The organism is Clostridium sp. DL-VIII, from assembly GCF_000230835.1.
In the GTDB taxonomy this organism is placed as follows: domain Bacteria; phylum Bacillota; class Clostridia; order Clostridiales; family Clostridiaceae; genus Clostridium.
In genome coordinates this window covers 6,113,920-6,129,665 of the sequence record NZ_CM001240.1, presented here as the reverse complement: position 1 = coordinate 6,129,665, position 15,746 = coordinate 6,113,920, and the positions used below count along the sequence as shown (strand labels likewise).

Annotated in this window: 13 protein-coding genes; 10 read left to right on the top strand and 3 right to left on the bottom strand. The window is 29.3% G+C overall.

All coding sequences use genetic code 11. The annotated features are described in order from the left end of the window. From CDLVIII_RS27710 to CDLVIII_RS27700, 3 genes are read left to right on the top strand one after another with little or no spacing between them, the layout of a single operon-like run. Positions 1-1,215 carry an ABC transporter permease subunit gene (locus CDLVIII_RS27710; RefSeq protein WP_009172798.1) on the top strand — a complete coding sequence of 405 codons (1,215 nt, stop codon included), beginning with the start codon at positions 1-3 and terminating at the stop codon, positions 1,213-1,215. Then, positions 1,216-2,736 carry a radical SAM protein gene (locus tag CDLVIII_RS27705; RefSeq protein ID WP_009172797.1) on the top strand — a complete coding sequence of 507 codons (1,521 nt, stop codon included), beginning with the start codon at positions 1,216-1,218 and terminating at the stop codon, positions 2,734-2,736. It abuts the gene before it with no gap. A 59-nt stretch (positions 2,737-2,795) separates the two neighbouring features. After that, a complete protein-coding gene (locus CDLVIII_RS27700) occupies positions 2,796-2,996 on the top strand; it encodes a CA_C0660 family putative sactipeptide bacteriocin (RefSeq protein WP_009172796.1) in 201 nt (66 codons plus the stop codon). A gap of 120 nt (positions 2,997-3,116) precedes the next feature. On the opposite strand, the gene CDLVIII_RS31690 is transcribed toward CDLVIII_RS27700, so the two are convergent. Beyond that, complete coding sequence (locus tag CDLVIII_RS31690) at positions 3,117-3,263, bottom strand: hypothetical protein (RefSeq protein ID WP_186005613.1); 147 nt, start codon at positions 3,261-3,263, stop codon at positions 3,117-3,119. A 396-nt stretch (positions 3,264-3,659) separates the two neighbouring features. Between CDLVIII_RS31690 and CDLVIII_RS27695 the strand changes: the two genes are divergently transcribed. From CDLVIII_RS27695 to CDLVIII_RS27680, 5 genes are all read left to right on the top strand, one after another. Beyond that, positions 3,660-5,813 (top strand): methyl-accepting chemotaxis protein, encoded by a 2,154-nt coding sequence (locus tag CDLVIII_RS27695; protein ID WP_009172795.1) that lies wholly within the window; start codon positions 3,660-3,662, stop codon positions 5,811-5,813. A gap of 274 nt (positions 5,814-6,087) precedes the next feature. After that, positions 6,088-6,948: a YitT family protein gene (locus CDLVIII_RS27690; protein ID WP_009172794.1), complete on the top strand. Its 861-nt coding sequence runs from the start codon at positions 6,088-6,090 to the stop codon at positions 6,946-6,948. Between the two features lie 410 nt (positions 6,949-7,358). After that, positions 7,359-8,696, top strand: coding sequence for a tetratricopeptide repeat protein (locus CDLVIII_RS27685; protein WP_009172793.1), 1,338 nt, complete (start codon positions 7,359-7,361; stop codon positions 8,694-8,696). An 87-nt stretch (positions 8,697-8,783) separates the two neighbouring features. Beyond that, positions 8,784-8,945, top strand: a complete 162-nt coding sequence (locus tag CDLVIII_RS31685; RefSeq protein WP_009172792.1) for a hypothetical protein — start codon at positions 8,784-8,786, stop codon at positions 8,943-8,945. 520 nt (positions 8,946-9,465) lie between these two features. Beyond that, entirely contained in the window at positions 9,466-11,250 is a 1,785-nt protein-coding gene (locus tag CDLVIII_RS27680) for an MBL fold metallo-hydrolase (RefSeq protein ID WP_009172791.1), read from the top strand. Positions 11,251-11,502: 252 nt separating this feature from the next. Here CDLVIII_RS27680 and CDLVIII_RS27675 read toward each other — a convergent pair whose 3' ends face one another. Both CDLVIII_RS27675 and CDLVIII_RS27670 read right to left on the bottom strand, forming a co-directional pair. Beyond that, positions 11,503-11,757 (bottom strand): hypothetical protein, encoded by a 255-nt coding sequence (locus tag CDLVIII_RS27675; RefSeq protein ID WP_009172790.1) that lies wholly within the window; start codon positions 11,755-11,757, stop codon positions 11,503-11,505. Positions 11,758-11,852: 95 nt separating this feature from the next. Next, on the bottom strand, positions 11,853-12,074 hold the full coding sequence (locus CDLVIII_RS27670; RefSeq protein ID WP_009172789.1) for a hypothetical protein: 222 nt from the start codon (positions 12,072-12,074) through the stop codon (positions 11,853-11,855). Positions 12,075-12,259: 185 nt separating this feature from the next. On the opposite strand from CDLVIII_RS27670, the gene CDLVIII_RS27665 reads away from it, so the two are divergent. Then, entirely contained in the window at positions 12,260-13,957 is a 1,698-nt protein-coding gene (locus CDLVIII_RS27665) for a cadherin-like beta sandwich domain-containing protein (RefSeq protein WP_009172788.1), read from the top strand. Between the two features lie 324 nt (positions 13,958-14,281). Next, positions 14,282-15,544 carry a cadherin-like beta sandwich domain-containing protein gene (locus tag CDLVIII_RS27660; protein WP_009172787.1) on the top strand — a complete coding sequence of 421 codons (1,263 nt, stop codon included), beginning with the start codon at positions 14,282-14,284 and terminating at the stop codon, positions 15,542-15,544. Positions 15,545-15,746 lie beyond the last annotated feature (202 nt).

The window sequence follows — 15,746 nt, the reverse complement described above, 5'->3', positions numbered from 1 at the left end:
ATGTTAAGACTTATTAAATTAGAATTGAAACATATATTAAAAATGCGCAATACTGTAATTATTTTCTTTATTTTGATAATATTATCACTTGGTTTATCTATTCTTTCAACGTATGGAGAAAATGGATATGTACTGAATAATAATCAATCTACAACATTATCAGGTCTAGATGCTGTGCATAATATACAACAAGTTCAAAAAGAAACAGAGTTATCTGGAAAACATTTAGCTGATGTTTTTGAAAAGCAGAAAGAAATTTACAAAAAGTATGGTGAGTCTACTCCAGATGATGTGTTTGTAAAAGATGTATATCCTTATAGTGGTGAGAAAAGCTTAATACAGTGGGTTTACGGTATAGATGTTAATTATAATTATTCTAAAATATATGACAAGCTATCTGGAAATGATATATCGAAATTTTATGATAAACTCAAAAATTCTAGAAATGAGTATCTTGGTCAGCAGTTAAAAGGAAATACAAAGGCATATGAATTAGAACAAAAAAGAGCAGAAAAAATAGACATACCATTTTATTATTATCCGAGAGTAGGTTGGGATTCTGCACTTGATAAATTGGGACTAAGTATGAGGATAATTACATTTTTATGTTGTACATTAGCAGTACAATTATTCTCTGGTAATTATCAGAATGGAGCTGATGTTGTTTTTAGAACAACCAAACATGGTAGGAAAGCACTTGCATTATCTAGAACTATAGCTATGTCAATAGTTGGAATTATTTTGTATATAGTTTATATGGGAGGATATACATTATCATGTGCTATGCTTTTTGGCGTGAAGGCTCTGAAAGATCCTATACAACTTATAAGTATATTTTCATGTAGTCCATATACAATTGGACAAGTATTTATGCAAACAATTTTACTAGGGATAATCTCTGTGATTTCAGTGATCATTATTACATTATGTATATCTTCTAGAATTAAGTCACCAATATATGCTTTGGCATTTTCTATTGCTATATTAATAGCACCAATTATTATTCAAAGTATGCCTAGTGCACCAAACTTAGTTTATTTTATAGGGGATCTTTTTCCAAGTAGTGGGATAGATATTTATGGAGAACTTGTGAGATGTAATTACTATTATTTTATTAGATCTCCATATGTAATAACTGCTGCAGCAATATTGAATATAATTTTAGGAGCTTTTTTAACAAGATATTTTTATGAGAAGTATGAAGGAGGAAGGTAAATGATAAGTATTAATAGTTTAATTAAAGAAAAAGAAACAGGAGATATCTATAGATTAGGGGCTACTTTTTCTACTGATAAAAGCGATTATTTATATGATACGGGCACAGGTAAAGTTGTTCAGTTGGATGATGAAAGTTCACCATTTATTACTGGATTGTTTGATGAAAATATTTGTGCATCACAACTTAGAAATATAGCTGATGAAAATAAAAATATAGATAATGTTACTGATTTTTTTAACGAAGAAAATTTGCTTTGTAATTCAGAAATAAAGCATTTCATACCTTTAGAAAATAAAATTAAAGAAGAAAATTTGCAAATGGAGCAATTAATAATTGAATTGACAGGTAAATGCAATTTGAGATGTAAGTATTGTATTTATAATGATTATAATGATGGAACTAGAAATTTTAACACTGAAAGTATAGAATTTGAAACTGCAAAAAAAGCAATTGATTATATATATTTACATCGTAGCAATAAGAGATTAGCTATAACTTTTTATGGTGGAGAGCCATTAGTAAAATTTGATGTAATGAAACAGTGTATAGAATATTCATTAGAGCATCTCAAGGACTGCAATTTAAGCTTTTCATTGACTACAAATTTAACATTAATTACAAAGGAAATAGCAGATTACTTGGCACGCATTCCTAATTTAAGTATTGTTGTGAGCTTAGATGGGCCAGAGGAAGTTCAAAATACTGCTAGGGTATATGTCGATGGTAAACCGACATTTAAAGATGCATTTAGAGGCCTTAAAATATTATCGGAAGCGATTAATAAATACAAAAATACTACTATCACAGTTAATGCAGTTTTATTGCCACCATATACAGTAGAACGTTTAGAAAAAATAAATAGATTTTTTGAATCCTTAGATTTCTTGTCAGATGACACAGAAGTACGAGTTACTTATCCATCCCAAGGTACTGTGCCTGAAAGCTATTTTGATGAATTAAAAAATAAAGGTTATGATGACTATCAGATTGCTGATGGATGGTTTGATTGGGCAATTAAGAAGACTAGAGAAAGTGTTTCTAATCATAAGACACATAATATTTATTCATATGTTTTAGAAGCTTCACTAACTCAAATACACAATAGAATCTTAAGAGACAAGCCATTAGACCTGTATTATTATAATGGATGTTGTCTTCCAGGTCAAAGAAGATTATATGTTTGTACAGATGGCAACTATAAAGTTTGTGAACGTATTGGAGATTCGCCAGTGATAGGAAATGTAGATACTGGTTTAAATGAGGAAGCAGTTAAAAAGTATTATTTAAATAAATATGAAGAGGAATCCATACAAGATTGCTCTAAATGTTGGGCTGTCCGTCTATGTGATATTTGCTATGCAGATTGTTATGATGAGTCTGGAATTGATATTGAGAAAAAACGAAACATATGTAAAAATTTAAGGAATAGATATCTATCTTGGTTAGTTTATTATCATCAAGTTTTAGAAGATTATCCAGAAAGAATAGGTCAAATATCCAAAATAGAAGTCAACTAATAATTAATTGCATGAAAAATAGACAATTATTAATTAAAATATGAGAGGAAGTTTTTAGTATGAAAATAGTTAATCCATTAAACAGAAGACCAGAAACAGAAGAAACTATGGTAATGGGAGGATGTCATTGTTATTGCAACAGTGGAAGTAGTAGCACATACAATGTATCATGGTTCCCAGGAATGCCTAGTTGTGAATGTAATTGTAATTCTAAAAATAGTGATGACAATTATAGTGTAGCATTTAAAGCAGGTCATTAATTTTTATAAATAAATAGATAATTGTCTATTTTCAGATACTACTTACATAAAGTAAGTAGGATATAAAAAAGTATCCTTATATATTTATTATATACAAGGATACTTTTTTTATTCATAATTTTATATTAAATTAGAAAGATAATGTGTAAGCGGTGGAACATCTACCGTATTGAAAAAAATAGCTTCTTTTGCAATTTTTTTATGATTTAATGTATAATATAAAGCCTTTCTTAACGGCTTCTGATTTGTTAATGTTTTTCTGTCCATGCAAAAAAGGCATCCAGTATATTAAATGTCGAACAAGTATTGCTAGGTGCAGTTTGTCTTGTTGCTATAACTTGTATTATATTATAATTGGAGGAAAATACATTATGTCTGTTATAAATTATAAAAAAGTAATTAAGCGGAGCTTGCCTTGAAAAACATTTTCTAAAGTTGGCTAAAATTTTATTTAACAAATTCCACATAAATCTATAGTTAATCTACCAATATTATGATAAACTAATTTAAGTTGATTCTTTTGGTAGATTTTATCTCCTTTTTTTCTTGAGCAATTAAAAGGATACTATAAATTTACCTAAAGGGGTTAACTTTTTTTATAGAACTTTTGACTGTCCAGTCACTATAAATAACAGATCTACATTAAGTAAGGGGTAAATATCTATGAAAATGAAAAGAAAAAAGAATGATGCTGAAACAAAAGTAAATTCAAAAAATAATCTGGATAATGGAAGTAAAAGATCATATGAAAATACAACTATAAATAGAAGTTTAAAAAATGGCAGTATAAAACGAGAATTGCTATTTACAATGCTATCAATAGCTGTAGTTTTGACCTTTGGAATTATAATATGTGTGACTAGTATTTTATCCAGATATTATGATGATGAAATAAACAACAATAATCAAATTATAACAAATCTTATTTCTAAAAATGTATCAAGTTTTATGGATACAGCCTATAAAGTGACTGAGGATTTAGCATATAATTCTGATGTTGTACTAGGAAATAAAGATGCAAAAGAGAATGTACTTAAAGATAGTCAAAAAAGAAATCCATATTTTGAATTGCTATATATACAAGATCAAACAGGGATGCAGACTGGGAGATCATCAGGAGAGCTTGCTGATAGATCAGATAGATGGTGGTTTAGCCAATCTAAGAGTACACTAGCACCATTTGTATCTAAATCGTATTATTCAGTTTCATCTAAAAATCCAGTTACCTCAGTGTTTATTCCATTAATGGATGATAATAAATTTACAGGAGTAATGGGGGCCGATATTAATTTAGAAAAGCTCCAAGAACTAGTAAAAGAAAATTCAGATGAGAAATCAGGAAGGTATTCTTTCATAATAGATGGAGATGGTGTTGCGGTTGCTCATCCGGATGATGATGTAATACAGCAGTTATATAATTACAAAAATCAGACTAAAACAACAGGTGTTCAAGAAGGAAATCCTAAGGAAGAGCCAATTCAATTATCAGATGGAGTAAAAGAAATTATCGCACAGCTTACGGCTGGTAATTCTGGCAGTATTAAGTACAAAGAAGATGGACAAAACTATTATGCTTCTTATACAAATATTAAGCTTGATGGGAGCTCACAAAACTGGTCGGTTATTACAGTTCAGAAGGAATCTAGTGCAAAGGCAATAATAGATAAGGTAAGAGAAACTTCAATAATAGTAGGATTAGTTATCTTAGCTATAGCAGCTGTAATAATAGTATATGTTTCAAGAAGAATTTCCAAGCCTATAGCGGAAATATCAAACTTATTATCAATAGCAGCTACAGGAGATTTTACAGTGAAAGCTTCTATTAACTCTAAAAATGAAATTGGAGTTTTAGGAGAAAGTTTTAATGAAATGATACATAAAATTTCAGAATTATTAAATAGAACAAGAGCTCTAACCTATGATATTAAAGAAAGTTCTTCAATTTTAAATAGTAAATCTCAGGAAACTACAAGTGTAGCAAAAGAAATAAGTACTACTGCACAAGAAATAGCTGATGGTGCATGTAATCAAGCTAATGGGGCTGAAGAAAGTGCTAAGCTTGGTGAGCAGATGGAAACTGAATTTAATCAATTGGCAGAAAAAACTGAACTGATGATTAAGGAATCAATTAATTCGTCTAAAGCAATTGCTAACGGAATTATTAAAGTGGATGATTTAAAAACAAAAGCACAAACTACGGTAAATATTGTGGAAGAAACTCAAGGGAATATTGAAAATTTAAATGAAAAATCTAATAGCATAGAAGGTATTTTAGAAGCCTTAAAGGGCATTGCAGAACAAACTCAGCTGTTATCCTTAAATGCATCCATAGAAGCTGCAAGAGCTGGTGAGGCTGGTAAGGGTTTTGCAGTAGTAGCGGAAGAAATTCAAAAATTATCACAGGATTCAGCACAATCCACCAAAGACATAGGTAAAATAATTTTAGACATAAAACAATATATATTAAGCAGCGTTACAGCTATGAGGGAAGTGAAGAGTGTTTCAAAAGATCAGTTTGAATCTGTTAACGAGGTTAATGATGCTTTTAATAAGATTACAGAGGCAACTGATACAATAACGAATGCTGTAGATTATGTAGGGGATTTTGTTAAAAAAATGCATGAAAATAATAGTCATGTAGTCAATTCAATAAATAATATTGCAGCAATATCTGAAGAAACAGCAGCCTGCTCTGAAGAAGTGACAGCCTCAATTCAAACACAGACAGAAGCTATAGAAGAAGTTACTAAAGAAGCAGAAATGCTAAAAGAAAAAGCAGAACTTTTAGAAATAGAAATAGATAAATTTAAAATTTAAATAGTATGAATAATATTTAATAAATAATAAGCCAGAAGTACGCTGGCTTATTATTTTTATATGTATAAGTTTGAAAATTTAATATATAGGTTAAATTATTAATAAATAATTACTAAGATTATAAAGGTTGTTTGTAGAATATAAAGATGTCTTGTTGAAAATGCGATTAATTAAATATAGAATTATATTTGGCCAATGTAGAAGTTTGATTAAATCTCTAGATTGCGGGAGACGTAAATTTCTAATTATTAATTGAAATATAAGGAGTATATAAATGAGCACATATTACAAATATAAGAGAAATTTAGTTGATGTTATATTCATATTTTTAGGCTGCATGATAGCATCTTCAGGAGTAAATCTTTTTTTAGTGCATGCTAAACTTTTAAGTGGAGGGGCTACAGGTGTAGCGTTGATTTTAGAATACACACTTAAAGTTCCAGCTGGTATAGTGGTTTTCTTAATTAATGTACCACTGCTCATATTGAGTTACAAAAAACTTGATAGGTCATTTACTATTTATACTACAATAGGAATGCTTTGTCTTTCATTTTCACTTATGATAACAAAATCTTTTGCTTACTTTATAAATCTAGATGGGGATTTACTTATCTATTGCATTTATGGTGGAGTATTATGTGGAATTGGTTATGGATTAGTATTTCTAAGGCGTGGTTCTACAGGTGGAACTGATATCATAACAATGTTAATCAGAAAGAGATTTTCAAATTTTAATATAGGAAGCTTAGGCTTTTCTCTTAATCTATTAATAGTCATTGCTGGAGCAATAATATTTGGTATTCAACAGGCATTATATACAATTATTTCGTTATTCATTCAAAGCTTAGTTCTAGATAGAATGCTAAAAGGATTTAATAGCAGAAAACTGCTCCTTATATTAACAAGAAAAGAAGAAGAAATTATTGAATTTGTAATTAAAGATTTAAATCGTGGAATTACGTCTCTATTTGCAGAGGGAGAATATACCCATGATAGAAAGAAAATGCTTTATTGTATTGTAAGCTCTCATCAGATGATAGACTTAAAAAGTGCAATACACTCTATAGATCCAAGCGCATTTATAACAATAATCGATATATCAGAAGTTAGAGGAAAAGGCTTTTTAAATATATAACTCATGACTTAGGGACAATTGGATAAAAAACTTGTTATTTATCCGATTGTTCTTAAGAGTTAAGAGATGTTAATTAAAATAGATACATGTTTATTTAGTAGGATTAAACGTGTATCTATTTTTTTACATGAATATACGACTGAATAATGATAATATCATATGATTTCACTGGAAAATATGAATTAGGCATAATAATATTAAATTTTTTATAAAGATGGCTATTAATTAATATAAAAGTTATAAATATGGCATTGAACATTAACTCTAATTAATATAATATATCTATATATAGAAATATATGTTATTTATTATGTCATTTATAAAATAGTAGAGCAAAGCAACCTAAATAGCATAAAAGTACATTTCATTATTAATTCATTTTTAATAAGAGTTAAAACATTTATTTTCAAATGATAAGAATAACAGAAAGTTGGGGTATAACATTGTTTGATAATGAAATCATGAAACAAGGAGAAAGGTTAAAAAAGATAAGACAAGTAATTCTTGGAGCAACTCAAGATGAAATTTCAGCAGGTGTATGCACAAGAATAATGATAAGTTTAATCGAAAATAATAAGCAAAAATTAAGTTATAATTTAGCACAGGGAATTTCCGAAAATTTAAATAAAATTGCAAAAAAGAAAGGAATGAATCTATCATTAATTACGCCAAATGAGTTAATGATAGGAGAAGACGAACAAGCAAATTATGTTTTCCAAAATCAAATTTTGAAGGAATTAAAAGAAATTGAAATAATAGATTTGTTTGAACAGAAATTGCAGGCTGGAGAAAAGTTAATTGAAAGTTATAGCATTACAGATAATAACAAAATAGAGCTGTATAAATTAGCAGCTGATTTTTACTACTATAAACGTAGTTATTTTAAAAGTGAGCAGATGTGTGAGATTGGATTAAAAGTAAGCATTAATTCTCAAAATAGTTTAGAGGAAGTAACTTTTTATATATATAAATCCAGAAATAATATATTCACTGAGAATTACGCTAGGGCATTACAACAATTAGAGTACGCAGAAAAATTAAATAATGATATAGCAAACAATGATCTCTCTGTAATGATACTGCATTTTAGAGCATTGACATATAAAAAGCTAGGTGAATATGAGAGTTCTTTAAAGTATTTTGAAATGATAAAGCAGTTTGAAATTAAGGATTATAAGATGTTGTTAAGGATAAAAATGGTATATGCAAATTGTTTTAACGATTACCATAAGTTTGATGAAGCAGAAAAAGAATACAAGGAAACACTAAATATTGCTATGAAATATAATGATAAAGATTTTATAGCTCTTACTTACTTAAACCTCTCCGATTTATATTTTAATAAAAAGGATTATAAAACAGCAGCAATGCATATCAAAGAATCTTTAATATATAGTCTAAATAGTAAAGATCTTAATGAGATTTTATACTTTGCTGGAAAAGTGCTTAGACATGTAAATGAAGAGGTCGAGGGCTATCTTTTACAGGCATTAGAAGTATGTGAAAAAGATGATAAGGAGAACTTAAGTTTACTTGAAAAAGTAATTTATGAGTTGGTGCTTATTTATATAAAAAAAGAAGATAAGGAAAATTTAACGCTTATGGCAGATAAAGCAAAAGAATTAAATATAGATTATTCTTTAATCTACTTAGAGATTGGAGAGTATTACAGAGGTAAAAATGAAGAAAAAAGCAAATATTTTAGCAGGAAGTCAAGAGAAAAAATGAAGCAGATAAAAGGAATTTAAAATTTTTTTGTTTTCATTTCTAATATTATGTTATAATGTTAAATGAAGGATTTGTAGATTTAACTAAGCTTTTAGGGAGGAAAATTTATGAAAAAAATTATATTGGCAGTAATGGCAACATCAATGTTATTAACAAATGTTGCATTTGCGTCAACTAATGCTAACCATATTAAGAACACTAAAAATAACATAGTATCTAGTGTAAATAAAAATAATGTATTCCATGTAGATTCAGTAGATCCACATTAATAACAATAAAAGTTAGATAGTTGTGATCAAACTTTATCAAAAACTCACAAGAGTTGTTCCGTTATAATAAAGTTGTATTAAAGGGGTTGCGTAAGCAGCCCTTTATTGTTTTATATACTTCAAATTTCTCCATAAGATATTTTGAAGATTAATCTAGATATTAGATATAATATTATTTATCATAAGTGCTAAGCAATCACTGACTTTGGAATATTCATTAAATAGTGAGAGGTGATCCCATGAGAAATGTAAAACACGTTGTATTGAAACTATATCATCTGTAAAAAGATAAAAATTTACACAATATTTACATGAGTTAAGAATAGATATTGTCCATGTGATATACGATTGATTCTTAGCTTAAGTGTTTGTTATGTATGTTCAATGTAAGTTTGAAAAAATTTGAATTTAGAGTTATAATATCCCTTATGGGCAGTAGGCACAATCAAAAAATAATAGACCAGCATGTATATTTGGACTATTATTTATTTTCATGTGCTCTTAAGGAGGCAGCAGTAATATGCAAAAGAATATAAAGAAAGCATTAGTCATAATTCCAATGGTCTTTTTATTATGTATGTCGTTTGTTGGAACTATGGCAATGGCGGATGATAATGTAAATCAGACTAGTACGGTAGACAGCGGTAATAAACAAGGAAGCAGCAGTGAAAATGTGAAAAGTTCAGATTCAGAAGGTAAGGATGCTGTTAAAAATACGGAAACAACTCAAAGTAAGGATACAGCAAATACTTCTGAAAAAAATAATCAAGGAAAAAGTACAAGCTCTATAGATGAAAATGACAATCAAAACCAAAATTCAGAAACATCAACAATAGAAATTTTACCAGCATGGCAGAATTTACATTGGAAATGGTATTATGTTACTAAGGATGGAATATTAAAGAAAACGGGATGGTTTAAAGAAAAAGACGTAAATCCAAATGCAGATAATAGCAATGAATTTTATTTAGGAAGTGATTATTCCGCGACTATAGGTTGGAAAAAAATTGATGGTTCATGGTATTATTTTAACGAAGTTGGAATAAAACAAACTGGATGGCAATATGGTAACTATGGGTGGTTTTATTTGGATAAAAACGGGATAATGCAAACAGGATGGCTTAATGATAAGGGTTATAAGTACTATTTAAATGGTGATGGAATAATGTTATCAGGAAAGCAATACATAGATGGGAAATGGTATTTCTTTGCACAAGATGGAAGCCTAAAAAAAGGATTTTTCACTGATAATGGAATATCGTATTATTCAAAAGATGACGGAGAAATGGCAACTAATCAGTGGGTAACTACAAAATCAAATAAATATTATGTTAAAGCTGATGGTACTCTTGCAACTGGTTATGCAATCATAGATGGTCAAGCAGAAAATTTTGATTCTAATGGCAGGTATATAGGAACTGCAAAGATGAAAGATTATTTATTTGTTGAACATTTAAATGTTGGAGATGCGGATTGTGCGTTTATTAAGCTTCCAAATGGCGAAACTGTATTGATTGATACTGGAACTCCAGAATCTTCAGATAAGTTAGTTAGTTTTCTAAGAGGACAAGACCTAAAACAAAAGGATGGTAAGGGAGTAATTGATTATGTAATAGTTACTCATGCACATTCAGACCATATTGGTGGACTAGCTGCTGTATTAAGTAATTTCAATGTAGGTAAAGTATATATGCCTGATATTGCAAAAATGAAAAATTGGTATTCTGGTATAGAAGAAACAGCGGAAAATAGAAGTGATATAGAAATGATGAAATATGATTTTGAAGTTTATAATCGTGCAGTAGCAGCTATGAAGCTTAAAGACATGGAATTCATAACTCCAAAGCATGGTGAATTTGTAGACAAAGAGAAAATTTTACAATTCGTACAATCAGGTAAGGACTTTGGAGGAATTGGCTCTGATAAACTAGCACAATATTACTGGGGGATCAACGAAAATTCAGCCATCGTATATTTAAGTTATGGTGATTTACAAGAACTGTTTACTGCAGATATGGAATGGAATTCAGAAAAAGATTTTTGGACAAATGATTTATTGGGTGGTAGAAAAGTTGATGTACTTAAAGTACCTCATCATGGAAATGATACATCATCAACAGTAGATTTTCTTAGATACTTAAAACCAAACATAGGAATAATAAGTAGATCTAAAGAAAGTGCCAATGACAATGAGGCTCATAAAAATTTAGTCTCAAATGGAATTAACACATATGAAACAAGCGGCAGTGATGAAGGCATTTCAATATATACCACTAAAGATAATTGGACACTACAGCAAAAATAAAAGAAGGTATCTCAAAATGATTTTAATCATATTGAGATACCTTTTCTTTGGAAATAAGCACTAAATTAAAATGATAAACTTTAGTGCCTGAGTATTATGGGGTACATATAGTATTATTACCAACATCGCCATAGTTATTCATTTATTTTCTTGAATTATTTTAAAATTCCATAAGGAATTTTAATTGACAATTGACAATGCCCTAACTTATAATTTTTAACTATTTTGATAAACTGTAACTTATGAAGTTTATTAATCTATATCATCATCGTCAGGTAAAAGCATATCCTGTGTGTAATCAAATTCTGCGTTAGATATATTATTTGCTACAATAGGATCTGTTGCAGGATTTGGCATATTAATAGGAAAATCAACACCAGTAGCACTTTCAACATCGTTTTTATCAGGATGATAATTAGTTCTCATTTTTGGCAGATATGGATTATTAAAAGCTGCTTTATCATCATCTTTTACATTGGAAATAGATGAAATCTTTTTTTTACTCATAAAATCACTCCTAGTTTATTAAATGTCATATTTTTATACATCATATTGCAATTTACAATTAATATTTTAAAATTAACAATTATTGAAATCCTGAGTTAATTTAATGAATTTGGACTTGGTGGCTTAGGATGGCTTAAATTATTTGCATCTTCTATGCTTTCCTCACTTGGCTTATAATCATCCTTTGAATGAGGAAGATAAAGATTTTTAATTTTCTTCATATAAGAATCACTTGGATCTGATGCTGATGCATCAGTTAAATCTTCCATAGAATAATCTCCTGAAATTGGAGTACGGGATGCTTTTTTATTATCCATAATTAATCACTCCTAACTAGTAATTATTTGAAAAAATTAAAGTCATAAACTGCTTAAATTAAGACGACATAAAATTTGTCTATACTCTATTATTTGAAAAAACAGAGACGTTAATCCGTGAAATACTTGGATTTTGTGTTAAAATGATGGTAAAATTAAATTATAATGGCATGGAGGGAAGTATTATGAGCAAAATTATAAAACGAATAATTACAATTACACTTATCACAAGCACTTTTTCAACAGTTTTGAGTATATCACCAATAAAAGTATTCGACATTGCAGGAAAACCAGCTTATGCAGCTTCATATTCTCCAAGCAACGGAGAATTGAAATCCTTGAAGATTAAAGCTATTGATGGTGATACTCTTGATTTAAGAGATTCATATTATGGAGATGAAGTAAAATTAAATGATGATAAAGAATATTATACAAGGCTTACAGATGATAGTGATGGTATTAAAATAGATGCAAATGTAAAAGGCGATGATTACATAGTTAGAATTTTTACATCAGATAGTTCTGATGCAGTAGCCTATGAGCCAGGAGATGAAATTTTACTTGGAAAAGGTAATACTACAATATATGTAAGAACTTATGAATCATTATCAGCATTTAGAAAAGCAAAAGACCAAAAAAAAGATGTGACAGATTGTGATGAAGAATACACAATAAATGTTAAGAAGACTACGGATAGTTCTTATGAAGATGATACTCAAGATCCTATTTATTTAGAAGATATTGATTTAAGTAAAGGTGATATATCATTTTTAAAACAAAGGACAAGTTATGATATAAAGGTAGATTCTTCAGTTAGTGAAATAAAAATAACAGCAAAACCTGAAGATGAAGATGATAGAGTAAGAATAAATGGTTCATTAGTAGACTCAGATGATAACTATAAGAAAACCATATCTTTAGATAAAGGTGATAATGAAATTAAAGTAAAGGTAACTGATAATAAGGATAATCAAAGAACTTATACTTTAAATATAACAAGAGGAAATTCGTCAGATACAGAAGATGATATATATTTAGATGATCTTACTCTCAGTGATGGAGATATTGATTTCTCAGAGGATGAGACTTCATATGATGTAGATGTTGATGAATCAGTAAGTAAAATAACAATAGGTGCTGAGCCAGAAGATGATGAATATTTGGTTACAATCGATGGCGATGAAGTAAGCAGTGATGATGATTATGAGAAGAAAGTATCTTTAGATAAAGGTGAAAACACTATAAAAGTTACAGTTCAAGATGAAGTAAATGATAAAAAGAGAGTGTATACTTTAAATATAATTAGAGGAAAAGCAGATGAAGATACAAATACAGATAAGGACAATCAAGATTCAAACACAGGTGATCAAGGTACAGGTAAAAAATCAGGATGGGTTCAAACAAATGGAAGCTGGGAGTATTATGATGAAAATGGTGCTAAATTAACAGGCTGGTTACAAAAGGATGATAAATGGTATTTACTAAACAGCAATGGTACTATGCTAAGTGGATGGCAATATACAGGTGGAAAGTGGTATATGCTAGATAAAGCAAGTGGTTCTATGAAAACAGGCTGGTATAAAGAAGAGACTACTGCAGCAAACAACAATAATTCAAGTGATGGAACAGATAAAGATACTTCAAATACTACTAAGGTTGAAAATTGGTACTATTTAAATCAAGATGGTTCAATGAAGACAGGTTGGTTCCTTGATAATGGAAGTTGGTACTTCTTAAATGCAAATGGAATAATGCAAAAAGGATGGCTTATTTATTCGAATTCAAAATATTATTTAAATGATGATGGGACTATGGCAACTGGAACTAAGGTTATTGATGGAAAAACATATAACTTCACTGAGAATGGGGTTCTAATAATATAGACATTTAATTTTGAAACTAGATTTATTTGGTGGTTTACAGAAGTCACATATATATGTCGCAATTGACGATGAACAATTGTCAATTGTACTTTGTAAATTGTTAATTGCAACACATATATATTTGAGATTCTTAAATATTTATAAAATGTTAATAATTATATTATAAAAATTTTAGAATTTTATAGTATAGTTAGAAGTGTATAGAATTTTGATCAAATATTTTATTTAGATTAAGAATATACTATACTTAATGAAGCTTAAGATATCAAATTTCCTTAAATAGAACAAAGTTATGAAATTTGATAAAAGAATCGGAGGGAAATGATGCATAAAAGGATTAAACATATAATAGCTGTGACATTGGTTATTGGTGCAGTTTCAGGAATTGTTCAGGGAAGTAATCTTATTCTTGGAGGCGTGGCAGCTTATGCATCGACTTATAGCAATGCCAGTAATGGAGAATTAAGTTCACTTAAAATAACAAGAAGTACTGGAAGTGAAATTAAATTAAGTGATACTTATGCAGGCGATAGTGTAGCATTGTCAAGCAGAAAGGATTACTATATAGAACTTACTGGGGCTGATGGATTCCAGATATCTGCTGATGTAAAAGGAAGTGGATATGTAGTTAAACAATTTACTTCAGGTGACAAAACTGAAAAAGGTGAAGATGTTGGAGATTATATCTCAGTTAATTCAGCATATACGGATATCTACCTAAGAACTTATAAGAGTGAAGAAGCTTATAAGGATGCTTATGATGATGGAGATGTAACTGACTGCGAAAAGACTTACGTAATTCATGTTGATAAAACAACTGCTAATTTAGATGAAGAATTAGATAAAGATTATGCAAATCTAGAAAGTATTTATTTAAGTGATGGAAGCATTGCTTTTGATGAGGATCAATATTCTTATAATGTGAATGTGGATGAAGAGGTTGATAAAATACTTGTAAGAGCAACTCCAGAAGATGATGATGACTTAGTTGAAATTAATGGCAGTTCTGTAGAAGAAGATGATAACTATGAAAAGACAATAAGTTTAGATAAAGGAAATAACGCAATAGAGATTTACGTTGAAAGTGATGATGACGATGAGACTTATACTTTAAATGTATATAGAGGAAAAACATCAGCTTCAAATAGTACAAGCTCAACATCAAATATTCAAGATTTCTCAGTTCAAACTGCTGCAAATAAATTTAATACATGGCAGAGAGTTGACGGAGTATGGAAATATATAGATGGTACAGGAGAAGCATTAAAAAATCAATGGTGGTTTGATAAAGATAGTGGAAAGAGTTATTACTTAAAAGAAGATGGAAGCATGGCAACTGGATGGCTTGATTATAATAACGGCTGGTATCATTTCAATGAAAGTGGAGCCATGGAAACAGGCTGGATAAGTTTAAATGGTAACTGGTATTATTTAAATAAAGGTGGAACTATGCAGATGGGATGGCTTGAAGATTCTTCAGGTAACTGGTACTACTTAGATAGTAATGGGGAAATGAAAACCGGCTCAATTCAGGATTCAAATGGTCAATCATACTATTTAGATGCAACAGGAAAATTAATCAAATAAGACTTAAGTTACGTGGTGGTAACTTGCCGAAATTAAATAAATATTTATTCCAGCAGGTTCATGAAATTTTCTCTGTAAGATTCTAAGTGCAAGGTTGTGCCAATTTGCACTAATAATCTTGAAGAGCTTAATTTCAAATGCATCTTTCATAAATATGTATATGATTTATGGTGAAGTGCACACAAAAGCTTAATAAAGGTAG

Excerpts from the sequence above, each read along its gene's own strand:
- CDLVIII_RS27710 (WP_009172798.1), top strand. The coding sequence starts at position 1 with ATGTTAAGACTTATTAAATTAGAATTGAAACATATATTAAAAATGCGC.
- CDLVIII_RS27705 (WP_009172797.1), top strand. The coding sequence starts at position 1,216 with ATGATAAGTATTAATAGTTTAATTAAAGAAAAAGAAACAGGAGATATC.
- CDLVIII_RS27700 (WP_009172796.1), top strand. The coding sequence starts at position 2,796 with ATGAAAATAGTTAATCCATTAAACAGAAGACCAGAAACAGAAGAAACT.
- CDLVIII_RS31690 (WP_186005613.1), bottom strand. The coding sequence starts at position 3,263 with ATGGACAGAAAAACATTAACAAATCAGAAGCCGTTAAGAAAGGCTTTA.
- CDLVIII_RS27695 (WP_009172795.1), top strand. The coding sequence starts at position 3,660 with ATGAAAATGAAAAGAAAAAAGAATGATGCTGAAACAAAAGTAAATTCA.
- CDLVIII_RS27690 (WP_009172794.1), top strand. The coding sequence starts at position 6,088 with ATGAGCACATATTACAAATATAAGAGAAATTTAGTTGATGTTATATTC.
- CDLVIII_RS27685 (WP_009172793.1), top strand. The coding sequence starts at position 7,359 with ATGATAAGAATAACAGAAAGTTGGGGTATAACATTGTTTGATAATGAA.
- CDLVIII_RS31685 (WP_009172792.1), top strand. The coding sequence starts at position 8,784 with ATGAAAAAAATTATATTGGCAGTAATGGCAACATCAATGTTATTAACA.
- CDLVIII_RS27680 (WP_009172791.1), top strand. The coding sequence starts at position 9,466 with ATGCAAAAGAATATAAAGAAAGCATTAGTCATAATTCCAATGGTCTTT.
- CDLVIII_RS27675 (WP_009172790.1), bottom strand. The coding sequence starts at position 11,757 with ATGAGTAAAAAAAAGATTTCATCTATTTCCAATGTAAAAGATGATGAT.
- CDLVIII_RS27670 (WP_009172789.1), bottom strand. The coding sequence starts at position 12,074 with ATGGATAATAAAAAAGCATCCCGTACTCCAATTTCAGGAGATTATTCT.
- CDLVIII_RS27665 (WP_009172788.1), top strand. The coding sequence starts at position 12,260 with ATGAGCAAAATTATAAAACGAATAATTACAATTACACTTATCACAAGC.
- CDLVIII_RS27660 (WP_009172787.1), top strand. The coding sequence starts at position 14,282 with ATGCATAAAAGGATTAAACATATAATAGCTGTGACATTGGTTATTGGT.